The sequence below is a fragment of the Scandinavium tedordense genome, from assembly GCF_024764965.1.
GTDB classification, from domain to species: domain Bacteria; phylum Pseudomonadota; class Gammaproteobacteria; order Enterobacterales; family Enterobacteriaceae; genus Scandinavium; species Scandinavium tedordense.
In genome coordinates this window covers 275,568-296,915 of record NZ_JALIGG010000056.1, presented here as the reverse complement: position 1 = coordinate 296,915, position 21,348 = coordinate 275,568, and the positions used below count along the sequence as shown (strand labels likewise).

Here is a 21,348-nt window from a genome sequence, read left to right as displayed (position 1 = left end):
CTAATAGCGTGAAGTGAAGCACAGCATCTTTAATCCAGAGTATAGCTAAGGCTTCACGCCAATTTGTAAGGCCAGCTCACGAATAATGCCTGCGGTCATTCCCCAGACAAAATAATGCTGATACCAGGAGAGCCACACGCGGTGCGAATTTCCACGGCGGTGGATATCAAGCGGATGGTAGCGCCCCAAACGCAGGGCTTCGGCCAGCGGCATTTCGAATACCGCCGCGACTTCATCTTCGCTGGCGTGATAGTGCAAATCGTGCGGAATAATGCCGACCACCGGCGTCACCTGAAAACCGGTCACGCTATCCACGGGCGGTAACATACCGAGGATTTCAACCGAGGACGGAGGAATGGCTACTTCTTCCTGCGCTTCACGCAGCGCAGCGGCAATCAGCGATGCATCGCTGCTGTCCACTGCGCCACCGGGAAATGCCACCTGACCGGCGTGCTTACGCAGACGAGGGGAACGTTTGGTCAGCAGCAAGCCAGGTTCATCACGACGCACAATGGGGATAAGCACCGCCGCCTGCCTCTGATTCAGCGCCGCGCGCGTCGGCTGAGGGCGTAACAACTGAAATCGGGAGATGAAATCGTCAAGATTGATGTCCGGGTGCTGCATCGATTAACGCTCCAGTTGCTGCAGGATTCTGTTTACTTTATCAAACGTTTCCTGATATTCCGCCTGTTCATCGCTGTCGGCAACAACGCCTCCGCCGGCGGAACAGACAATTTTACCGTCCGCCGCCGTGAGTGTGCGAATGGTAATACTGGTGTCCATATTGCCACACAGGCTGATATAACCAATGCTGCCGCACCAGGCATTGCGGCGATGCGGTTCAAGTTCGTCAATGATTTCCATCGCGCGTACTTTTGGCGCGCCGGTTATCGAGCCGCCAGGAAACGCCGCGCGCAGCAAATCGGTGGCGTGGAGGCTGGCGGGGAGTTCGGCCGTAATGGTACTCACCAAGTGATGCACCGCCGGGAACGGCTCAACGACGAACAGCTCAGGCACGCGCACGCTACCCGGTACCGCCACGCGGCCAATATCATTGCGCATCAGGTCGACTATCATTAAATTTTCCGCTCTGTCTTTGGGTGATGCGCGGAGCTTTTCGGCCTGTTCTGCATCCTGTTGCGGATCTGCGAGTCGCGGTAGCGTGCCTTTAATTGGCCGGGTCTGAATGTTATTCCCATCGAGCTGGATAAAGCGCTCAGGCGACAAGCTCAGCACCGCGTGCGCTTTCAGGCGAATAAATGCGCTGAATGGGGCGCGATTGGCCAGATTGAGCTGACGAAAAGCCTGCCACTCATCGCCGGAATAACGAGCCTGAAAACGCTGGGCCAGATTGACCTGATAACAGTCGCCGCTGTGCAGATACGCCTGCACCTGCCGGAATTTCTCGCCGTACTCTGCGCGCGTCATGTTTGAGCGCCACGGAGCCGTCAGAGTAAACGGTTCGGTGACCTCGGCCCGTTGTGCTTCAAGCCACTCAAGTCGCTGATACGGATTTTCATGACTGAGCAGCGAGACAGTTTGCCGCTGATGGTCGACGATCAGCGCCCAGCGATAAATCCCCACTGCCATATCCGGCACGTGAATATCGTTAAGTGCGCGTTCCGGCAGTGTTTCAAAGCGTCGCCCGAGATCGTAACCAAACAATCCTAATGCGCCGCCCTGAAAAGGCAGGTCAGGATGCCTGGATACGGTCAGATCACAGTCATCTAAAGCCTGCTTAACCAATGTGAGCGGGTCGCCATCTGAGTTGAAATCCCCCTCTGGACGACAGATTTGCGTGGTTTCGCCTCTGGTTTCCAGAGTAACGGCTGGGTCGGCTACCACGATATCAAAGCGATTATGGGCGTGTTCGGCAAAACCGGAGTGCAGCAGCATCGCCCAGGGGGCGGCGGAAAGGGGAGTGAAATAGTGTTCAGCGGCGTCAACACGCCAGGGCAGCGTAATCACAGCAGGGGACAACTTCGACCTCAATCTGTCTGAAGCCGCCCGCTGGCTAATGTGCAGGCGGCGTGAAATAATAAACGCCCACAATGTAGCAGGAGTTCACCATGATTTCAGGTTTACCTTCACTGAGCCACGACCAGCAGCAAAAAGCGGTCGAGCGTATTCAGGAATTGATGACGCAAGGCCTGAGTAGCGGGGAAGCTATCCAGCTGGTAGCCAAAGAAATTCGCGCCAGCCACACTGGCGAAATGATCGTGGCCCGATTTGAGGATGAAGACGAGGAAGAGTAAACCCCTCCTGATTCGAGCCGCAGGTGCAATGCCTGCAACCCGAATGATTCAGGGTTTATGTCGATCAAACCGCAGCGACGATTTTAATCTCAACTTTATACTGCGGCTTCATCAGTCCGGCCTGCACGGTGCAACGCACCGGCGCATGTCCGGCAACGACCCACGCATCCCAGGCTTTATTCATCGCAGCAAAATCAGCTTTATCGGCGAGGAAAATCGTGGCATCGAGAATGCGTGATTTGTCGCTGCCCTGCTTTTCCAGAATCGCGTCAATCTGTGCCAGAGTATTGGCAGTCTGCTCAAAAGCATCGGCATCCAGATTTTCCGGCACGCCGGTGTAGTAGATAGTCTGGTTGTGGATAACCACATCGGACCAGCGGGCTTCAGCATCAATACGGACGATTGTCATCTCAGTTTCCTCTGTTATACCGGTCATACTTCAAGTTGCATATGCATTGGCTGCGCCTGCTCACCCCAGTCACTTACTTGAATAAGCTCCTGGAGATTCCCAGGCTTGCCGCCTTCCTGCAACTTGAATTATTTAGGGTATAAATTTTTATTTAAGGCGGTAAGAGTGCCATATTGTCGACGGCTCGTCATCACTTTGGCTGGTACAACGCCCCTCGCACTGACATAATCACTGTCCAGATTTACAGGGGGTAGTGTGACGGACGATTTTGCAACAGACGGGCAGTTAGCCAAGGCGATACCTGGGTTTAAACCCCGCGAGCCGCAGCGCCAGATGGCGCACGCGGTGGCGAAAGCCATCGACGAAACGCGGCCGCTGGTGGTGGAAGCCGGTACCGGTACGGGCAAAACGTACGCCTACCTGGCCCCTGCGCTGCGCGCAAAGAAAAAGGTCATCATCTCAACCGGATCGAAGGCGTTGCAGGATCAACTTTACAGCCGGGATCTGCCGACTGTCGCCACCGCGCTTAAATTTACTGGCCGACTGGCGCTGCTGAAAGGGCGCTCCAACTATCTGTGTCTGGAACGCCTCGAACAGCAGGCAATTGCCGGTGGCGACCTTCCGGTTCAAACCCTCAGTGACGTAATCATGCTGCGCAGCTGGGCCAATCAAACCGTTGATGGCGATATCAGCACCTGTGTCAGCGTCGCGGAGGATTCACACGCCTGGCCGTTAGTCACCAGCACCAACGACAACTGTCTCGGCAGCGATTGCCCGTTATACAAAGACTGTTTCGTGGTCAAAGCGCGAAAAAAAGCGATGGATGCCGATGTGGTGGTGGTCAACCATCACCTGTTCCTCGCCGATATGGTGGTGAAAGAGGGCGGTTTCGGTGAGCTCATTCCGGAGGCGGATGTGATGATCTTCGATGAAGCCCATCAGTTGCCGGATATCGCCAGCCAGTATTTCGGTCAGTCGCTCTCCAGCCGTCAATTGCTGGACATGGCGAAAGACATCACTATTGCCTACCGTACCGAACTGAAAGACACCCAACAACTACAGAAATGTGCCGACCGACTGGCGCAGGCTACACAGGATTTTCGCTTGCAGCTTGGAGAGCCAGGCTATCGCGGCAATTTGCGCGAACTGCTGGCTGACAACGGCATTCAGCGCGCGCTACTGCTGCTCGATGATGCGCTGGAGCTGTGCTACGACGTGGCGAAACTGTCCCTCGGCCGTTCGGCCTTGCTGGATGCCGCGTTTGAGCGCGCGACAATTTACCGTGGCCGCCTGAAGCGACTGAAAGAGATCAACCTGCCGGGATTCAGCTACTGGTACGAGTGTACTTCTCGTCATTTTACCCTGGCACTGACGCCGCTGACGGTCGCCGATAAATTCAAAGAAGTAATGGCACAGAAGCAAGGCAGCTGGATTTTCACCTCAGCCACGCTGTCGGTGAACGACGACCTGCACCACTTTACCGCGCGTCTGGGTATTGAAGAGGCCGAATCGTTGTTGTTACCTAGCCCGTTTGATTACAGTAAACAGGCGCTACTGTGTGTCCCGCGTAACCTGCCGCTGCCGAATCAGCCTGGCGGTGCGCGTCAGCTTGCAACCATGCTGCGTCCGATGATTGAAGCCAATAACGGCCGCTGTTTTATGCTTTGCACTTCGCACGCCATGATGCGTGACCTGGCCGAACAGTTCCGCGGAATGCTCGATCTTCCGGTGTTGTTGCAGGGTGAAACCAGCAAAGGCCAGTTGCTACAGCAGTTTGTCAGCGCCGGGAACGCTTTACTGGTGGCGACCAGCAGTTTCTGGGAAGGCGTGGACGTGCGCGGGGATGCGCTGTCATTGGTCATTATCGACAAGTTACCCTTTACCTCGCCGGAAGATCCTTTGTTAAAAGCGCGGATGGAAGACTGCCGTCTGCGCGGCGGCGACCCGTTTGATGAAGTTCAGCTCCCGGATGCGGTTATCACCCTTAAACAGGGCGTCGGGCGACTCATTCGTGACGTCGACGATCGCGGCGTGCTGGTGATCTGCGACAACCGTCTGGTGATGCGGCCATATGGCGCGGTGTTCTTATCCAGTCTGCCGCCGACTCCGCGCACCCGTGATATCAGTCGGGCCGTGCGTTTTCTTGCAGGGCTGTCACTGACGTAATTTGTGATGAGCTGTGTTAAGATGCGCGCCATTTTGTTGACCCCCTATTGCAAGAGCGCAACGTCCTATGCGAATTCTGGCTATTGATACCGCCACAGAGGCCTGTTCTGCGGCCTTGTGGAACGACGGTACTACTACGGCTCATTTCGAGCTTTGTCCCCGCGAACACACCCAACGCATTCTGCCGATTGTGCAGGATATTCTGACCGAAACCGGCACCACTCTGACCGAGCTCGACGCGCTGGCGTATGGTCGTGGTCCAGGCAGCTTTACCGGCGTGCGTATCGGCATTGGTATTGCACAAGGGTTAGCCCTGGGTGCAAATCTGCCGATGATTGGCGTGTCGACTCTGGCCACCATGGCGCAGGGTGCATGGCGTAAAACCGGCGCAACATGCGTGCTGGCGGCTATTGACGCGCGTATGGGCGAAGTTTACTGGGCGGAATATCAGCGCGATGCGCAGGGTATCTGGCACGGTGAAGCGACCGAAGCGGTACTGAAACCCGAGGCCGTTAATGACCGGTTGAAGCAACTCGACGGTAAGTGGGCTACTGTGGGTACGGGCTGGCAGGCATGGCCGGATATGGCAAACGATACACCGGTGACGCTGGTCGATGGCGATATGCTGTTACCTGCCGCAGAAGATATGCTGCCGCTGGCGTGTCAGCTATTCGCTGAGCACAAAACCGTTGTCGTAGAGCAGGCCGAACCGGTTTATTTGCGTAACACCGTGGCATGGAAGAAACTTCCTGGCCGGGAATGAATCTTAGTTTATATAACTGAGAATTAAGGAGTCGATTCATGGCGAGTCGCAAACAGGTCGTACAAGGTTTACTGGCTGGACTGGTCATCGCCGCGCTGAGTGGATGCGTCACGGTACCGGATGCCATTAAGGGCACCAGCCCAACGCCGCAGCAGGACTTGTCCCGCGTGATGGCCGCGCCGCAGCTGTATGTCGGCCAGGAAGCTCGTTTTGGCGGCAAAGTGGTTAGTGTCAAAAACGAGCAGGGCAAAACCCGCCTCGAAATTGCGACCGTGCCGCTGGACGAAGGCGCTCGACCTAGTCTGAGTGACCCTTCCCGGGGCCGTATTTACGCCGATGTGAATAGTTTCCTCGATCCTGTCGATTTCCGTAACCAGTTAGTGACTGTCGTTGGGCCAATTACCGGCACCGCGAAAGGGAAGATTGGCGATAGCAATTACACCTACATGGTGATGCAGGCTAATGGTTTTAAACGCTGGCGCGTGACCCAACAGGTTGTGATGCCACCGGAACCGATTGACCCATACTGGGGTGGTCCGCATCCGTGGCGTCACGGTTATGGCTACGGCGGCTGGGGCTGGTACAATCCGGGACCGGCACAGGTACAGACTATCGTTACCGAGTAACGTATTGTTTTATAAAATTAAAGAAACAGCGGCGAGTCCGCTGTTTCTTTTTGTCGGAATGGACTCCCGAGAGTCATAAAAATAAATAGTGACGCGCTTCGCAACCTTAAATTCGTATAATTAATAAACTGGTACGATAAGTTAATATGTTGTTAATAACTTGTTTATTGACAGGGGTTGTGATGACGACGAATTCTCATTTCAGAGGTGATGCATTGAAAAAGGTTTGGCTTAACCGCTATCCCGCCGATGTGCCGGCGGAGATTGATCCTGACCGTTATCAATCCTTGGTAGATTTGTTCGAACAGGCGACAACCCGCTACGCAGACCAGCCCGCGTTTATTAACATGGGTGAGGTGATGACGTTCCGTAAGCTCGAAGAGCGTAGCCGCGCCTTCGCCGCATATCTCCAGCAGGGCCTGGGTTTACAAAAGGGTGACCGCGTCGCCCTGATGATGCCCAACCTGTTGCAGTACCCGGTGGCGCTGTTCGGCATACTGCGTGCCGGCATGATTGTGGTCAACGTCAATCCACTGTATACGCCGCGCGAGCTGGAACACCAGCTCAACGACAGCGGTGCCAGCGCGATTGTGATTGTCTCCAACTTTGCCCACACGCTGGAAAAAGTTGTCGGGAAAACCCAGGTGAAGCACGTAATCCTCACCCGCATGGGCGATCAGCTTTCTACCGCCAAAGGCACGCTGGTTAACTTTGTCGTCAAATACGTCAAACGCCTGGTGCCGAAATACCATCTGCCGGATGCGCTCTCTTTTCGCAGCGCATTGCAGCAGGGTTACCGGATGCAATACATCAAACCGGTTGTGGTGTCAGACGATTTAGCCTTCCTGCAATACACCGGTGGCACCACTGGCGTTGCCAAAGGCGCGATGCTGACTCACCGCAACATGCTGGCGAACCTTGCCCAGGTGCATGCCACCTATGGGCCGCTGTTCCGGCCGGGCAAAGAAGTGGTGGTCACCGCGCTGCCGCTGTATCACATTTTCGCGCTGACCATGAACTGCCTGCTGTTTATTGAACTCGGCGGGCAGAACCTGCTGGTAACCAACCCGCGTGATATTCCGGGGCTGGTAAAAGAGCTGGCAAAATATCCGTTCACCGCCATGACCGGGGTAAATACCCTGTTCAACGCGCTGCTGAACAATAAAGAATTCCAGCAGCTGGATTTCTCCACCATGCGCCTGTCGGCGGGCGGTGGGATGCCGGTGCAGCAAGCGGTTGCCGAGCGTTGGGTCAAACTCACCGGACGTTATTTGCTGGAGGGCTACGGTCTGACCGAATGTGCGCCGCTGGTGAGCGTGAACCCGCACGACATCGATTACCATAGCGGCAGTATTGGTCTTCCGGTGCCGTCCACAGAAGTGAAGCTGGTGGATGACGATAACAACGAAGTCGCGCCGGGTGAACCGGGTGAGCTGTGCGTGAAAGGCCCGCAGGTGATGCTCGGCTATTGGCAGCGCCCGGATGCCACCGATGAAATCATCAAAGACGGCTGGCTATATACCGGCGATATCGCAGTAATGGACGAAGAAGGCTTCCTGCGCATTGTCGATCGTAAGAAAGACATGATTCTGGTCTCCGGTTTTAACGTCTATCCGAATGAAATCGAGGACGTGGTGATGCAGCATTCTGGCGTACAGGAAGTGGCTGCGGTCGGCGTGCCGTCCGGCAGCAGCGGCGAAGCGGTTAAAATCTTCGTGGTCAAAAAGGACCCGTCGTTGACCGATGAAGCGCTGATTACCTTCTGTCGTCGCCAGCTGACCGGTTACAAGGTGCCGAAGCTGGTGGAGTTCCGCACCGAGCTGCCGAAATCGAACGTCGGAAAGATTTTGCGACGAGAACTACGTGACGAAGCGCGCGGTAAAGGCGACAATAAAGCCTGAACTACGCGTGAGTCGCCTTCAGACGCCGGTTAAGCCGGCGTTTTTTATGGGCGCAAACCATAGAGAATATAGCTTGAATTATCAGATGATCACCGAGGACGCTGCGCTCAAGGCCGCCTGTGACGAGGCCCGCAACGCTCATGCCATTGCGCTGGACACCGAATTTGTCCGCACCCGAACCTATTACCCGCAGTTGGGCCTGATCCAGATGTTCGATGGCGAAACGGTGGTGCTGATTGACCCACTGACCATCACCGACTGGCGTCCATTCAAAGAGCTGATGCTCGACAAAAATATCACCAAATATCTGCACGCGGGCAGCGAAGATCTCGAAGTTTTTCTCAATACCTTCGGCATGCTGCCTGAGCCACTTATCGACACGCAAATTCTGGCTGCGTTCTGCGGTCGTCCAATGTCATGGGGCTTTGCGGCGATGGTCGAGGAATACACCGGCATTGCCCTCGATAAGAGCGAATCCCGCACCGACTGGCTGGCGCGCCCGTTGACTGAACGCCAGTGTGACTATGCGGCCGCTGACGTCTGGTATCTGCTGCCGATCGCCATCAAGCTGCTGGCAGAAACTGACTCCAGCGGTTGGCTGCCTGCGGCGTTGGACGAGTGTCGTCTGATGCAGCAGCGTCGTCAGGAAGTGGTTGACCCGGCAGAAGCCTGGCGCGATATCACCAACGCCTGGCAGCTGCGTACGCGTCAGTTAGCCTGCCTGAAGCTGTTGGCGGACTGGCGTCTGCGTAAAGCGCGCGATCGCAACATGGCGGTGAATTTTGTGGTGCGTGAAGAGCACTTGTGGGCCGTGGCGCGTTATATGCCAGGCAGCATGGGCGAACTCGACAGCCTCGGGCTTTCGGGCAGCGAGATCCGTTTCCACGGTAAAACGCTGGTGAGTCTGGTTGAAAAAGCCAAAGAGCTACCTGAAGATGCCTTGCCGGAGCCACTGCTGAACCTGATGGACATGCCGGGCTACCGCACGCTGTTCAAAGAGATTAAAGCCCTGGTGCAGGAAGTGAGCAAAGAGAAGGGCGTCAGCGTCGAGCTTATGGCGTCTCGTCGTCAGATTAACCAGTTGCTGAACTGGCACTGGCAGCTGAAACCGCAGAGCGGATTACCTGAACTGGTGTCCGGTTGGCGTGGTGAATTGATGGCTGAGAGTCTTAAACCGCTTCTGGAAAAGTACCCGCGAGCATAACGCGAAAGCCCTCTCTCCCAAAAGGAGAGGGCATCAGCCGATGTAAAACCGAAATCGAACCCAATAAAAAAACCCCGAATTTCGGGGTTTTCTTTTTTACCGCATCGTACTTACGATTTCGATTCTTCCGCTTCTGGCAGCGTCACGTTGAGCTCAAGTATCGAGATATCCCCGTCTTTTTGCTCAAGCTGTACCGTCACCATTTCTGGATCGATCTGAATGTATTTGCAGATAACATCAAGAATATCCTTCCTGAGCTGCGGCAAATAATGTGGTTCAGCGTCACTGCGGCGGCGCTCCGCAACAATAATCTGTAAACGTTCTTTCGCGATGTTGGCGGTGTTCTTTTTTCGTGAGAGAAAAAAGTCGAGTAATGCCATAACTTATCCTCCGAACAGGCGTTTGAGGAAACCTTTCTTCTCTTCTTCGATGAAGCGGAAAGGACGTTCTTCTCCCAGCAGACGATCTACCGTGTCGGCGTAGGCTTTGCCCGCGTCGGCTTCGGCATCCAGAATAACCGGTTCCCCCTGGTTTGAGGCGCGAAGTACTGACTGATCCTCCGGGATCACGCCAACCAGTTTAATGCGCAGAATTTCCAGCACATCTTCCATGCTAAGCATGTCTCCTCTGCTGACGCGTCCCGGATTGTAACGAGTCAACAGAAGATGTTCTTTAATTGGGTCTTCACCTTTCTCAGCACGGCGAGATTTCGACGCCAGAATGCCGAGAATACGGTCGGAGTCACGTACGGACGAGACTTCAGGGTTAGTGGTGATAACCGCTTCGTCAGCGAAGTACAGTGCCATCAGCGCACCGGTTTCGATACCCGCCGGGGAATCGCAGACGATGAAGTCGAAGTCCATCTTCTTCAGCTCATCCAGCACTTTTTCAACACCCTCGTAGGTCAGGGCGTCTTTGTCGCGGGTCTGAGAAGCCGGAAGAATATAGAGTTTTTCGGTACGCTTATCTTTAATCAGCGCCTGATTCAGGGTGGCATCGCCCTGAATCACGTTCACGAAATCGTAAACTACACGGCGTTCACAGCCCATGATTAAGTCAAGGTTACGCAGGCCGATGTCAAAATCGATAACGACAGTTTTCTTTCCCTTCTGGGCCAAACCAGTAGCGATGGCCGCGCTGGAGGTGGTCTTGCCAACGCCCCCTTTACCCGAAGTCACAACAATAATGCGTGCCATAAAAATTCCTTGTTAAAAGGGATTAGTTCAACGGTTCAATTGTCAAAGCCGCATCGTCCAGTCTCAGACGCACCGCTTTGCCATAATATTCGGCAGTGATGTTCTCACTCAGCCAGTATTCACCTGCGATAGACACCAGTTCCGCCGCAAGATGGGTACAAAATATTTGTGCTTCTCTGTCGCCACTGGCGCCCGCCAGCGCACGTCCACGCATCATGCCATAGATGTGAATGTTCCCATCGGCGATGAGTTCAGCGCCCGCACTCACATGACTTGTGACAATCAGATCACAGTTTGGTGCATAAATGCGCTGACCGGAACGAACCGGCGTATCAATCAATCGCGTTTTTGTGACAGGGATAACATTTGGAGAGGGAGCAGGGGCTTCGACAGGCGTGACTCGGGTGACTTTCTCTTTCCCTTCAGTCAGTAAGGGAATGCCCGCACGGTCTATTTCCGCTTTTAATTCCGGATTTTTACAGCCGCTTACGCCCATGATGCGTAAACCGGTGGAAGCAATTGCCTGCTGCAGCGGTTTCCATTGGGTGACCTCAGCCAGACTGCTGATATTCACCACCACCGGAGCGTGTCGCAAAAAAGCAGGAGCCTGGGCGATTTTGTCTTCTAACGCCTGACGAATAACCTCGGGTTTTGCCTCGTGCAAATGAACCACTGATAACGTGAAGCTACTGCCTTTAAGTTCGATTGGCGTGTTTGACATCCTGGCCTTACTCAATTTTCAATTTATCGGCCGCACAGCTGCGGTGATATTCCGAAGACTACAGGGCATGTTATAGTCACTAATATAGAGAGGCAAGTCGCCGCAGTCTAATTCAGAGTAAAAGTCATGTTTTGTGTTGTCTATAAAAGTACCAAGCGCGATCAAACTTACTTATATGTCGAAAAAAAGGACGATTTCTCCCGAGTGCCGGAAGAATTAATGAAGGGATTTGGTCAGCCGCAACTTGCAATGATTCTGCCCCTGGATGGGCGTAAACAACTGGTCAATGCCTCACTGGAAAAGGTCAAACAGGCCTTAGTTGACCAAGGCTATTATCTGCAAATCCCTCCTCCGCCGGAAAACTTACTCAAGCAACATCTCCAGGCGAGCGGGAAACAATAACGCGACGACAGGAGCAGGCATGTATCAACATCATAACTGGCAGGGCGCGCTACTGGATTACCCGGTCAGTAAAGTGGTTTGTGTAGGCAGTAATTACGCGAAGCATATTCAGGAAATGGGCAGTGCCACGCCGGAAGAGCCGGTACTGTTTATTAAGCCCGAAACCGCGCTGTGCGATATCCGCCAGCCGCTGGTGTTACCGGAAGGGCTGGGTTCTGTGCATCATGAAGTTGAACTGGCTGTGCTGATCGGCGGCACGCTGCGTCAGGCGACTGAAGAACACGTATTGAAAGCGATTGCAGGTTACGGCGTAGCGCTGGATCTCACGCTGCGTGACCTTCAGGGCAAGATGAAGAAAGCAGGGCAGCCGTGGGAAAAAGCGAAAGGGTTTGATAATTCCTGCCCGATTTCCGGATTTATTCCGGCGAGTGAATTCCACAGTGACCCGCAGAACACGCTGCTGGGCCTGAAAATTAACGGTGAAGTTCGCCAGCAGGGCACGACGGCTGACATGATCCACAAAATTGTGCCGTTGATTGCCTACATGAGCCGTTTTTTCACCCTAAAAAGCGGGGATGTTATCCTGACCGGCACGCCGGAAGGTGTTGGCCCACTGAGCAGTGGCGATGAGCTGGAAGTCTCCTTTAACGGTAACTCCCTCACGACTCGCGTGCTGTAAGCATCAATTGCCGCCCCTCTCGGGCGGCAAAACTTGCATCCGTCTGCCAGACTGGTTATAAGGTGCACCCTGGTTTTCAATGGCGGACATTCCTATGAGCGACACACCCTTCTGGCAAAGCAAAACTCTCGAGCAAATGACCGACGTCGAGTGGGAGTCTTTGTGCGATGGCTGCGGTCAATGCTGTCTGCATAAGCTGATGGATGAAGACAGTGATGAAATCTACTTTACTAACGTCGCCTGTCGTCAGCTGAACATCAAAACCTGCCAGTGTCGCAACTACGAGCGTCGTTTCGAATATGAAGCGGACTGCATCAAACTGACCCGTGATAATCTACCGACCTTCGAATGGCTGCCGCACACCTGCGCGTATCGTCTGTTGGCGGAAGGTAAACCATTGCCGACGTGGCATCCGCTGTTGACGGGGTCAAAAGCGGCGATGCACGGCGAACGTATTTCTGTGCGTCATATTGCGGTGAAAGAATCAGAAGTGCGAGACTGGGAAGATCATATACTGAATCACCCGAATCGCGGCTAACAGTCTGAATAAGAAAACGCCACCCGCAGTGATGCCGGTGGCGTTTTTTGTGGGTATCAGAAAAGTACGGAGTAATTCAGACCAAAGGTACGACCGCGGCCTTTGTAGGTGTACAAACCCGGTGCGCCGTAGGTTGGGCTATACAGCCCCGGAGCGCGCTGGCCCCACACAGTGGTGTACTCCTCATCCAACAGGTTTTCCACGCTGAAGCTGACTTTGCCGACCGGCAGGGTGTAGCTCCCAAGGAAATCGACGGTGTTGTAGCCGTCAATTTTGTTGCCATCGTTGTCCGACACGTCAAACGTCTGAGTGCTCTGCACGCGTAAACCCCAGTCGCCTGGCGCCCAGTTAACCCATGCGCTCACCTTCGACGGGCTGGCGCTGTCCACCGTCAGTTTCTCCCATTTACCGTTCTCGCGGGTTTCCGACTTGATGGCGTTAAAGTTCGAACCAAGACTCCATTCGCTGGCCGTAAAGAAGTAATCGACCTGACCTTCCACGCCATAAATTCGACGCTTGTCGTCCTCGAGGGTAATGGTCATGTCGGTTTTATTGATGTTGATGGTTTTATCGGACAGCGAGTAATAGGCCGCGATCTGAGTGCGCAGGTTGTCGCCAGTTAAACGCCAGCCTAATTCGTACGCATTTACTTTAATGCCGTCGAGCGTCGAATCATTGACGTTCACGCTGTTGTTCAGGCGGTAATGACCGTCAACCAGCGTGTAATTCCCGGAGCCGTAATACTTTGCCAGGTCAGGGATTTCAAAGCCCTGAGAGAAGTTAAACCACAGCTGCTGGCGGTCGGTGAGGTGGCCGAGGATCCCGGCGTTGAACAGCAGGTTGTTATAGTCAGTTTTACCGCCCGGTACCGCATCCGCTGAGGTTGCTTTCCCGTTGGCGATCGCCTGTTGCTGTGTGTAGCCGATAAAGTCATCGACCTTGTTTTCGGTGTACTGATAACGCACGCCGCCGGTTAAGGTGATGGCGCTAATGTCATAGCTCGCCTGCAGGAATGGCGCGAGGTTAGTGATGCTGTAGCCTGGATAACGGCCGACGTTATAGGCATTATCGAGCGTCATCCCGCCGCTGGCTGCGGCTTTGTCGAGATCGAAGAACTGCTGGTTGGCGTTAAACGATTCATGATCGACATCGACGCCCCAGGTCAGATTCAGATCGTCCACCGGCTTGCTGTTCAGCGTAAGCTTCCCGCCGTAAAAATCAGTTTTTTGCTGGGACGCGCCAATGCTGGTGACGGCGCCTTTGCTCAGGGTCGGGAAGGGGTAGAACGTCAGGCTTTCGTCGCGATAGTAAATTTGCGCCACCAGATCCTGACCCCAGACGTCGGTATTAGAGTACTGGAGATTAATAAGATGGCGTTCCGTGCCCGGCAGGCGATCGGAATTAAGATTGCCCTTGTTATATGCGTCGGCATCACCGGTTACTGCCGAGAAGTTATCTCCGAGGAACAGGCCGTGTTTGCCGTCTGACTGGCTTTTAAAATACTGTGTCGTCAGCTGGAACTGCTGATGGTCATCAATGTTAATCGTACCGGTGCCCATGATGTCCAGACGATCGGAATACTGCAAACCGGTTTGGGTGTTGTCGATAATCACCTCATCGCCGTTGCCGTCATACCAGCCTCCGTAACGCTGATACGCCACAGACAGACGACCGGAGGCGTTATCGTTGCCGCCGCTCACCGCCGCCGCGATATTTTCATCATGATCGTTATGGCTGTTAAAGCCGCTTTTTCCACCGGACTGGAACTCCACTTCGGTTTCAGGTTGGCCTTTTTTGGTGACAATATTAATCAAACCGCCGGTGCTGCCACCGCCGTACAGCGAAGTGGCGCCGGAAATGACTTCAATGCGTGAAATGTTGAACGGATCGATGGAGTCCAGCTGACGGCTGTCGCTGCGGGAGGAGTTCAGGCGTACGCCATCTACCATCACCATCATTGAGCGCCCGCGCATATTCATGCCGTAGTTAGTGCGCCCCTGGCTACTGACGTCCATACCCGGGATCAGCTGCGCCAGCACGTCTTTCAACTCCTTGCCACCCTGCACCTGCTGCTCAATATCAGCTTGTTCAATGACCCACGTGGTTTGTGCCATATCGGCAACAGTATGATTGGCCCGGCTGGCGGACACGACCAGCGTGTCTTCTTTTTGCGTTTCAGCCCAGGCCGAGGCGGAAAGCATGGCAAGTAAGCAGGGGTTCAACATCCACAAAATGCTGCGCTTCATTGTTATCAATTTCCCAGTAGTCGTAACAGAAGGTAAGAATGTGTCAATATTGATAATAGTTATCGTTATGATATTCATTCTGTTTACACTGGCAACTCATTTTGTCATATTTGTTTTCATTATCTCTATGATTTACCCACACTTTGTGGCGGTATTCCGTCTGTAGTCAGTCAGAGCCGGAGCGCCATTTTCCTTCGACAGGAGCCGTAACATGGCCGCGGGCTATCGTATTTTTAACGTCGTCTTAGCGCGGCGGATTCAGGTTTCCCCCTCTCTTTTACGCTGCGTGTTTACCGGGCCTGAAGTGGCGCAGATGAAACATGAATCGCCGGATCAACGCATCAAACTGCTGTTTGCCGAAGACGGGGAAGAAACGACCTCCATGGCGGTGAGCGACACCTGGTATCAGGATTATCTGGCGCTGCCGAAAGCGAAACGCCCAGTGATGCGTACTTACACGCTGCGTGAACTGCGGTTGGATGCGCAGGAGGTGGACGTGGAATTCGTGCTGCACGGTGACGGCGGACCGGCTTCGCGATGGGCAACACACGCCAGGCCGGGTGATGCGCTGCAAATGGTGGCCCCAAATGCTGCCTCAAGTGAAGACAGTGGCGGATATGAATGGCTGGATAACGATAGCGTGCGTCAGGCACTGCTGATTGCCGACGAAACGGCGCTGCCTGCGGCGATGGGTATTCTGGAACAGCTGGCGAAAAAATCGAATCCGCCGCACGTACAGGCTTTTTTCACAGTCCCGCATGAGGCTGACTTTCAGCGGAAGGATTTCCCTTTCGCCGACGTGCATTGGCTGGCGCGCGACAGGCAGGACGATTTACTGAGTGCGGTAGCGCACGAGGTGACGATCCCGGCGTATGCGCTGGCGCGAGAGCAGTCGACGGAAGAGAACAGTCTGGATGGATCGTTGCTGTGGGAAAGAGCGAGTGAGGCCGCGGGTTTTCAGGCCTGGGTGGCGGCAGAATCAACGCTGGTGAAAAACCTGCGTCGCAGCCTGATTGAGAAACAACAGCTCAACCGGGAATGTGCAAGTTTTATGGCATATTGGGCGCAGGGAAGGGCATAAAAAGGTTCCTGCGGTCTGATGCCCTCACCCCGGCCCTCTCCCACGGGGAGAGGGAGCAAACACTAAAACGGCAACCGTAGTTGCCGTTTGCTTTTACCTTGTGCGGTCTGATGCCCTCACCCCGACCCTCTCCCACGGGGAGAGGGAGCAAACACTAAAACGGCAACCGTAGTTGCCGTTTGCTTTTACCTTGTGCGGTCTGATGCCCTCACCCCGACCCTCTCCCACAGGGAGAGGGAGCAAACACTAAAACGGCAACCGAAGTTGCCGTTTGCTTTTACCTTCCGAAGAGGTCGCGTTTTTTCGGTTTGAACGGCTGGGCAATCAACACCAGCAGGCCGATGACCAGGAAGATCACAAAAATCCCCACCAGCCACTGTGGCATTTCCAGGGTCAGGAATGACCATTGGCGCTCGGCGCAATCGCCAGACGCAACAAACACCTGTGGCAGCCACTTATCCAGCGGCAGCCAGCTCGGGAAGCGAGCGGCAAAGTCGCAGGTCTGAAACGGGGAGGGATGCAACTGGATCATGGTGTGTTCCCACGCCAGCTGAACGCCACGCCAGGCGCTGTAAATCCAAATCAGAATACCGGCATAACGCAGCGGTGATTTCGGGGCAATGGCACCGACAATGCCTGCACCCATCACGCCGAACAGCGCAGAACGCTCATAGATACAAAGTACGCATGGCTTCAGCAGCATCACGTGCTGGAACCACAGCGCGACCATCTCCAGCGCAAAAGCGGTCAACGCCAGCAGTAACCACGCTCCGCGACCGCGTGAGCACTGGTTTAAAAATCGCAACATAATCATTTCCCTGGAACATGCTAAGACACCGCAGTGTAAACGAAAACATTTACCGCGCCACTATGCAGGCGTGAATAATTACGTAAAAGGGAATGAATCGCCCGGAAAAGTTTCCGGGCGTGAATCAGAGGACATTTAATGGACAGGCAGAGGAGTGCTCATCAGCCAGCCTTTGGCGGTCATCCACTCGGTATAAGGCATCAGAGTCAGTTCCACGCACAGCAGGCCGACAATCGTCAGTACGATGGTGTACGGCAGCGCCATCCAGACCATCCGACCATATGAGAGGCGAATCAGTGGCGCGAGGGCAGACGTCAGCAGGAACAGGAATGCCGCCTGACCGTTCGGTGTCGCCACCGATGGCAGATTGGTGCCGGTGTTAATCGCCACCGCCAACATTTCAAACTGCGGCAGAGAAATCGCCCCGTGCTCTAGCGCGGATTTCGCCTCGTTGATATACACCGTGCCGACAAAGACGTTATCGGAAATTGACGAGAGCAAGCCATTGAACAGATAAAACAGCGACAGCTGCGCGTGCGGAGACGCCTGCAGTACATAGCTGATAATCGGTGCAAACAGATGCTGGTCGATAATCACCGCCACCACGGCGAAGAATACCGTCAGCAGCGCGGTAAACGGCAGCGCTTCGGTGAACGCTTTGCCGATGGCATGTTCATCGGTGACGCCGGTGAGCGAGGTTGCAAAGATGATAACCGTCAGACCAATCAGCCCCACTTCTGCCAGATGCAGCGCCAGCGCGATAACCAACCACACGCCGATAACACCCTGAATCACCAGTTTGAGCGTTTCTTGACGCGTACGCTGCTCGCTGCTTTTCACGTCAAAATCTTTCAGCACGGCGCGCACGCTGGTCGGCAGGGGTTCGCCGTAGCCAAACAGTTTGAATTTTTCGACCAGCATGCAGGTTAACAGCCCACAGAACAACACCGGCAAGGTGACCGGCAGCATACGCAGGAAGAACTCACCAAAATGCCAGCCCACGGCTTTGGCGATGATCAGGTTTTGCGGCTCGCCGACCATCGTCATCACTCCACCGAGCGCCGTACCCACTCCGGCGTGCATCATCAGGCTGCGCAGGAAACTGCGGAACTGCTCGAGCACTTCTTTATTGTGGATGTCGATATGGCTGTCATCGAGCATGTCGCTATCGGTCGGACGCGCTGACGCGACGCGATGATAAATGCCGTAGAACCCGACCGCGACGCTGATGATTACCGCTACTACCGTCAACGCATCCAGGAACGCTGATAAAAACGCGGCTGCAATGCAGAAGGCTACCGAAAGCAGCATCTTGCTTTGAATCGTCAGCAACAGGCGGGTGAAAATGAACAGCAGCAGCTGCTTCATAAAATAGATGCCCGCGACCATGAAGATCAGCAGCAACAGCACTTCGAGGTTGCTGGCAATTTCTTCCCGCACGTGCTCGGCACTGGTCATGCCAATCATCACGCCTTCAATTGCCAGCAGGCCGCCAGGAAGCAGGGGATAGCATTTCAGCGCCATCGCCAGAGTGAAGATAAACTCTGCCACCAGTAACCAACCCGCGATAAACGGATCAATGAAGAAGACGACAGGGTTGATAACCAAAAACAGCAGGAGGGTCAGTTTGTACCAGTCCGGTGACTGACCGAGAAAGTTGCGCCACAGCGCACGAGAGGTTGATATATCCACGACAGATTTCCGATCCCGTCAAAAGTAAGCTATTTACTGAAGGTGAATCTCGCAGTATCCGCTCTGAAGCCGCTGCAAGCAAGCAAAGCCGGGGGGAACTAAATTTTTAAAATAAAACAGCGATCCCCTTTTAATTACGGCGATGCGCTATCTGCCCCTTATCGGCTCTGGTATGATGAGTTCAATATTAGCAACGCTGTGTAATGGAAATCTCACTATGGTCATTAAGGCGCAGAGCCCGGCGGGTTTCGCGGAAGAGTACATCATTGAAAGTATCTGGAATAACCGTTTTGCCCCAGGCACTATTCTCCCCGCAGAGCGTGAGCTTTCTGAATTGATCGGTGTCACACGTACCACCCTTCGCGAAGTATTACAGCGTCTGGCACGCGACGGCTGGTTGACCATTCAGCATGGTAAACCGACCAAAGTGAACAATTTCTGGGAAACCTCGGGCTTAAACATTCTCGAAACTCTGGCGCGTCTCGATCACGACCGCGTGCCGCAGCTGATCGACAATCTGCTCTCTGTGCGTACCAACATCGCGACCATTTTTATCCGTACCGCGTTTCGTCAGCATCCTGAAGATGCGCTGAAAGTGTTGGCTACCGCCCGCGAAGTGGAAGACCACGCTGATGCGTTTGCTGAACTCGATTACAGCATATTCCGCGGTCTGGCGTTTGCCTCCGGCAACCCGATTTATGGCCTGATCCTCAACGGTATGAAAGGGCTGTATACCCGCATTGGTCGCCACTATTTTGCCAATCCGGAAGCGCGCAGCCTGGCGCTGGGCTTCTACCATCAGCTGGCGAAAGTGTGTGAGCAGGGCGATCACGAACAGGTTTATGAAACCGTGCGTCGTTATGGTCACGACTCCGGCCTGGTCTGGCACAAAATGCAGAAAACGCTGCCGGGTGATTTGGCCATTCACGGCCGCTAATCACAGCGCAGTCAGTAAAAGCCGGGTAAAAACCCGGCTTTTGCATTTTTGTTACAGGAGATTTTGTCGCGGCGGGCAGCGTTCCAGCAGCTCTACGCTGCCATCGGCATTCTGCTGCTCCAGATGCACGTCAAAGCCCCACAGGCGATGCACGTGTTTAAGAACTTCCCGACGGCCCATATCCAGCGGCGCACGGTTATGCGGCACATAGCGCAGCGTCAGAGAACGATCCCCCCGCAGATCCACGTTCCAGACCTGAATGTTCGGCTCCAGATTGCTCAGGTTGTATTGCGACGACAGCCGGTTACGAATTTCCCGGTAGCCTTCCTCATTGTGGATCGCAGCAATTTCCAGATAGTTATTGTGGTCGTCATCAAGTACGGTAAACAGGCGGAAATCACGCATCACTTTCGGCGACAGAAACTGACTGATGAAGCTTTCATCTTTGAAGTCGCGCATCGCAAAATGCAGCGTCTCAAGCCAGTCGGAACCCGCGATGTCCGGGAACCAATATTTATCCTCTTCCGTTGGCGTCTGGCAGATACGTTTGATGTCCTGGAACATCGCGAAACCGAGCGCATACGGGTTAATGCCGCTGTACCACTGGCTGTTATACGGCGGCTGGAACACCACATTGGTGTGGCTGTGTAAAAACTCCAGCATAAACCGCTCGGTCACTTTCCCTTCGTCATACAGATGATTCAGGATGGTGTAGTGCCAGAATGTTGCCCAGCCTTCGTTCATCACCTGAGTCTGTTTCTGCGGATAAAAATACTGGCTGACCTTACGCACAATGCGCAGGATCTCACGCTGCCAGGATTCGAGCAGTGGGGCATTTTTTTCCATAAAGTAGAGCAGATTTTCCTGCGCTTCGGACGGATAACGCCGAGCCTCTTTCACCGTTTTCTCTTCTTCTTTCTTCGGCAGCGTACGCCACAGGGTATTCACCTGGCTTTGCAGATATTCCTCGCGACTTTTTTGTCGCGCCTTCTCTTCCTGTAACGAAATTTTCTGCGGACGTTTGTAGCGGTCGACACCGTAGTTCATCAACGCATGGCAGGAATCGAGAAGTTTTTCTACTTCGTCCACACCATAGCGCTCTTCGCATTCGGTAATGTATTTACGCGCGAAGATCAGGTAATCGACGATCGAACTGGCGTCGGTCCAGCTGCGGAACAGGTAGTTATTTTTGAAGAAAGAGTTATGCCCGTAGCACGCGTGCGCCATGACCAGCGCCTGCATGGTCATAGTGTTCTCTTCCATCAGATAGGCAATACACGGGTTGGAGTTAATGACGATTTCATACGCCAGCCCCTGTTGACCGTGTTTGTAGAGCCGCTCGGTTTCAATGAACTTTTTGCCAAACGACCAGTGGGTATAGTTGATAGGCATCCCGACGCTGGAATAGGCATCCATCATCTGCTCGGAAGTAATAACTTCGATTTGATGAGGATAAGTGTCGAGCCGATAGAGCTTCGCCACCCGGTCGATCTCCGCCAGATAGGTATCCAGCAGCTCGAAGGTCCAGTCGGGTCCATCGCTCAGACGTGTGGTGTCCTTATTCATGGAGTCAATCGTAGCCATTAGCGCGCCCTCATTGTTGGCGGCCCTCTCTGTGTGGAGAGCCTCACTATCAAGAATAGAACACCGCTGCCTGAACGCGCGAACAGCAAATATTTTTCTTCGAGATTTCCCTGCGTCAACGGCGACAAAATCAATAAATA

The 21,348-nt window shown here is 54.1% G+C and carries 21 protein-coding genes; 11 read left to right on the top strand and 10 right to left on the bottom strand.

The window, feature by feature from the left end:
- Positions 1-45 precede the first annotated feature (45 nt).
- Positions 46-624 carry a CoA pyrophosphatase gene (locus MUU46_RS14575; protein WP_159755529.1) on the bottom strand — a complete coding sequence of 193 codons (579 nt, stop codon included), beginning with the start codon at positions 622-624 and terminating at the stop codon, positions 46-48.
- Positions 625-627: 3 nt separating this feature from the next.
- Positions 628-1,980, bottom strand: a complete 1,353-nt coding sequence (pabB, locus tag MUU46_RS14570) for an aminodeoxychorismate synthase component 1 (RefSeq protein WP_258965875.1) — start codon at positions 1,978-1,980, stop codon at positions 628-630.
- An 89-nt stretch (positions 1,981-2,069) separates the two neighbouring features.
- Here pabB and MUU46_RS14565 point away from each other — a divergent pair, with 89 nt between their 5' ends.
- Positions 2,070-2,255, top strand: a complete 186-nt coding sequence (locus MUU46_RS14565; RefSeq protein ID WP_159755532.1) for a YoaH family protein — start codon at positions 2,070-2,072, stop codon at positions 2,253-2,255.
- 64 nt (positions 2,256-2,319) lie between these two features.
- On the opposite strand, the gene MUU46_RS14560 is transcribed toward MUU46_RS14565, so the two are convergent.
- On the bottom strand, positions 2,320-2,664 hold the full coding sequence (locus MUU46_RS14560) for a RidA family protein (protein WP_159755535.1): 345 nt from the start codon (positions 2,662-2,664) through the stop codon (positions 2,320-2,322).
- A 255-nt stretch (positions 2,665-2,919) separates the two neighbouring features.
- Between MUU46_RS14560 and yoaA the strand changes: the two genes are divergently transcribed.
- The 5 genes from yoaA (at position 2,920) to rnd (ending at position 9,324) form a co-directional block, all read left to right on the top strand.
- Positions 2,920-4,830, top strand: coding sequence for a DNA repair helicase YoaA (gene yoaA, locus MUU46_RS14555; RefSeq protein WP_159755538.1), 1,911 nt, complete (start codon positions 2,920-2,922; stop codon positions 4,828-4,830).
- A 67-nt stretch (positions 4,831-4,897) separates the two neighbouring features.
- Complete coding sequence (gene tsaB, locus MUU46_RS14550) at positions 4,898-5,593, top strand: tRNA (adenosine(37)-N6)-threonylcarbamoyltransferase complex dimerization subunit type 1 TsaB (RefSeq protein WP_159755541.1); 696 nt, start codon at positions 4,898-4,900, stop codon at positions 5,591-5,593.
- Positions 5,594-5,631: 38 nt separating this feature from the next.
- Positions 5,632-6,219, top strand: coding sequence for a Slp/YeaY family lipoprotein (locus MUU46_RS14545; RefSeq protein ID WP_159755544.1), 588 nt, complete (start codon positions 5,632-5,634; stop codon positions 6,217-6,219).
- A 215-nt stretch (positions 6,220-6,434) separates the two neighbouring features.
- On the top strand, positions 6,435-8,120 hold the full coding sequence (gene fadD, locus MUU46_RS14540; RefSeq protein WP_258966016.1) for a long-chain-fatty-acid--CoA ligase FadD: 1,686 nt from the start codon (positions 6,435-6,437) through the stop codon (positions 8,118-8,120).
- A gap of 85 nt (positions 8,121-8,205) precedes the next feature.
- Positions 8,206-9,324: a ribonuclease D gene (gene rnd / locus MUU46_RS14535; protein ID WP_258965874.1), complete on the top strand. Its 1,119-nt coding sequence runs from the start codon at positions 8,206-8,208 to the stop codon at positions 9,322-9,324.
- Positions 9,325-9,434: 110 nt separating this feature from the next.
- Here rnd and minE read toward each other — a convergent pair whose 3' ends face one another.
- The 3 genes from minE to minC are packed head-to-tail and all read right to left on the bottom strand — an operon-like array spanning position 9,435 to position 11,241.
- A complete protein-coding gene (gene minE / locus MUU46_RS14530; RefSeq protein ID WP_110512271.1) occupies positions 9,435-9,704 on the bottom strand; it encodes a cell division topological specificity factor MinE in 270 nt (89 codons plus the stop codon).
- Positions 9,705-9,707: 3 nt separating this feature from the next.
- On the bottom strand, positions 9,708-10,520 hold the full coding sequence (gene minD / locus MUU46_RS14525) for a septum site-determining protein MinD (RefSeq protein ID WP_159755556.1): 813 nt from the start codon (positions 10,518-10,520) through the stop codon (positions 9,708-9,710).
- A gap of 22 nt (positions 10,521-10,542) precedes the next feature.
- Positions 10,543-11,241 (bottom strand): septum site-determining protein MinC, encoded by a 699-nt coding sequence (minC, locus tag MUU46_RS14520; protein ID WP_159755559.1) that lies wholly within the window; start codon positions 11,239-11,241, stop codon positions 10,543-10,545.
- Between the two features lie 126 nt (positions 11,242-11,367).
- On the opposite strand from minC, the gene MUU46_RS14515 reads away from it, so the two are divergent.
- The 3 genes from MUU46_RS14515 to ycgN all read left to right on the top strand — a co-directional run bounded on the left by MUU46_RS14515 (position 11,368) and on the right by ycgN (position 12,860).
- A complete protein-coding gene (locus MUU46_RS14515) occupies positions 11,368-11,643 on the top strand; it encodes a YcgL domain-containing protein (protein WP_159755562.1) in 276 nt (91 codons plus the stop codon).
- Positions 11,644-11,662: 19 nt separating this feature from the next.
- Positions 11,663-12,322, top strand: a complete 660-nt coding sequence (locus tag MUU46_RS14510; protein WP_258965873.1) for a fumarylacetoacetate hydrolase family protein — start codon at positions 11,663-11,665, stop codon at positions 12,320-12,322.
- A 94-nt stretch (positions 12,323-12,416) separates the two neighbouring features.
- Positions 12,417-12,860, top strand: coding sequence for a cysteine cluster protein YcgN (gene ycgN, locus MUU46_RS14505; RefSeq protein WP_258965872.1), 444 nt, complete (start codon positions 12,417-12,419; stop codon positions 12,858-12,860).
- A gap of 56 nt (positions 12,861-12,916) precedes the next feature.
- Here ycgN and MUU46_RS14500 read toward each other — a convergent pair whose 3' ends face one another.
- Positions 12,917-15,106, bottom strand: coding sequence for a TonB-dependent siderophore receptor (locus tag MUU46_RS14500; RefSeq protein WP_258965871.1), 2,190 nt, complete (start codon positions 15,104-15,106; stop codon positions 12,917-12,919).
- Positions 15,107-15,317: 211 nt separating this feature from the next.
- On the opposite strand from MUU46_RS14500, the gene MUU46_RS14495 reads away from it, so the two are divergent.
- Positions 15,318-16,187, top strand: a complete 870-nt coding sequence (locus MUU46_RS14495) for a siderophore-interacting protein (RefSeq protein WP_258965870.1) — start codon at positions 15,318-15,320, stop codon at positions 16,185-16,187.
- A gap of 277 nt (positions 16,188-16,464) precedes the next feature.
- Here MUU46_RS14495 and dsbB read toward each other — a convergent pair whose 3' ends face one another.
- Positions 16,465-16,995 (bottom strand): disulfide bond formation protein DsbB, encoded by a 531-nt coding sequence (gene dsbB, locus MUU46_RS14490; protein ID WP_159755571.1) that lies wholly within the window; start codon positions 16,993-16,995, stop codon positions 16,465-16,467.
- A 135-nt stretch (positions 16,996-17,130) separates the two neighbouring features.
- Positions 17,131-18,687: a sodium/proton antiporter NhaB gene (gene nhaB, locus MUU46_RS14485; protein WP_159755574.1), complete on the bottom strand. Its 1,557-nt coding sequence runs from the start codon at positions 18,685-18,687 to the stop codon at positions 17,131-17,133.
- Between the two features lie 217 nt (positions 18,688-18,904).
- On the opposite strand from nhaB, the gene fadR reads away from it, so the two are divergent.
- The gene (fadR, locus tag MUU46_RS14480) at positions 18,905-19,624 is read left to right on the top strand and encodes a fatty acid metabolism transcriptional regulator FadR (RefSeq protein WP_159755577.1); all 720 of its coding nucleotides are present in this window, start codon (positions 18,905-18,907) and stop codon (positions 19,622-19,624) included.
- Positions 19,625-19,675: 51 nt separating this feature from the next.
- Here fadR and MUU46_RS14475 read toward each other — a convergent pair whose 3' ends face one another.
- Positions 19,676-21,208, bottom strand: coding sequence for a SpoVR family protein (locus MUU46_RS14475; protein ID WP_258965869.1), 1,533 nt, complete (start codon positions 21,206-21,208; stop codon positions 19,676-19,678).
- Positions 21,209-21,348: the final 140 nt, after the last annotated feature.

Bases quoted from the DNA above. Each gene is read 5' to 3' on its own strand.
- MUU46_RS14575 (WP_159755529.1), bottom strand. From the start codon at position 624: ATGCAGCACCCGGACATCAATCTTGACGATTTCATCTCCCGATTTCAG.
- MUU46_RS14565 (WP_159755532.1), top strand. From the start codon at position 2,070: ATGATTTCAGGTTTACCTTCACTGAGCCACGACCAGCAGCAAAAAGCG.
- MUU46_RS14560 (WP_159755535.1), bottom strand. From the start codon at position 2,664: ATGACAATCGTCCGTATTGATGCTGAAGCCCGCTGGTCCGATGTGGTT.
- tsaB (WP_159755541.1), top strand. From the start codon at position 4,898: ATGCGAATTCTGGCTATTGATACCGCCACAGAGGCCTGTTCTGCGGCC.
- MUU46_RS14545 (WP_159755544.1), top strand. From the start codon at position 5,632: ATGGCGAGTCGCAAACAGGTCGTACAAGGTTTACTGGCTGGACTGGTC.
- rnd (WP_258965874.1), top strand. From the start codon at position 8,206: ATGATCACCGAGGACGCTGCGCTCAAGGCCGCCTGTGACGAGGCCCGC.
- minE (WP_110512271.1), bottom strand. From the start codon at position 9,704: ATGGCATTACTCGACTTTTTTCTCTCACGAAAAAAGAACACCGCCAAC.
- minD (WP_159755556.1), bottom strand. From the start codon at position 10,520: ATGGCACGCATTATTGTTGTGACTTCGGGTAAAGGGGGCGTTGGCAAG.
- minC (WP_159755559.1), bottom strand. From the start codon at position 11,241: ATGTCAAACACGCCAATCGAACTTAAAGGCAGTAGCTTCACGTTATCA.
- MUU46_RS14515 (WP_159755562.1), top strand. From the start codon at position 11,368: ATGTTTTGTGTTGTCTATAAAAGTACCAAGCGCGATCAAACTTACTTA.
- MUU46_RS14510 (WP_258965873.1), top strand. From the start codon at position 11,663: ATGTATCAACATCATAACTGGCAGGGCGCGCTACTGGATTACCCGGTC.
- ycgN (WP_258965872.1), top strand. From the start codon at position 12,417: ATGAGCGACACACCCTTCTGGCAAAGCAAAACTCTCGAGCAAATGACC.
- MUU46_RS14500 (WP_258965871.1), bottom strand. From the start codon at position 15,106: ATGAAGCGCAGCATTTTGTGGATGTTGAACCCCTGCTTACTTGCCATG.
- MUU46_RS14495 (WP_258965870.1), top strand. From the start codon at position 15,318: ATGGCCGCGGGCTATCGTATTTTTAACGTCGTCTTAGCGCGGCGGATT.
- dsbB (WP_159755571.1), bottom strand. From the start codon at position 16,995: ATGTTGCGATTTTTAAACCAGTGCTCACGCGGTCGCGGAGCGTGGTTA.
- fadR (WP_159755577.1), top strand. From the start codon at position 18,905: ATGGTCATTAAGGCGCAGAGCCCGGCGGGTTTCGCGGAAGAGTACATC.
- MUU46_RS14475 (WP_258965869.1), bottom strand. From the start codon at position 21,208: ATGGCTACGATTGACTCCATGAATAAGGACACCACACGTCTGAGCGAT.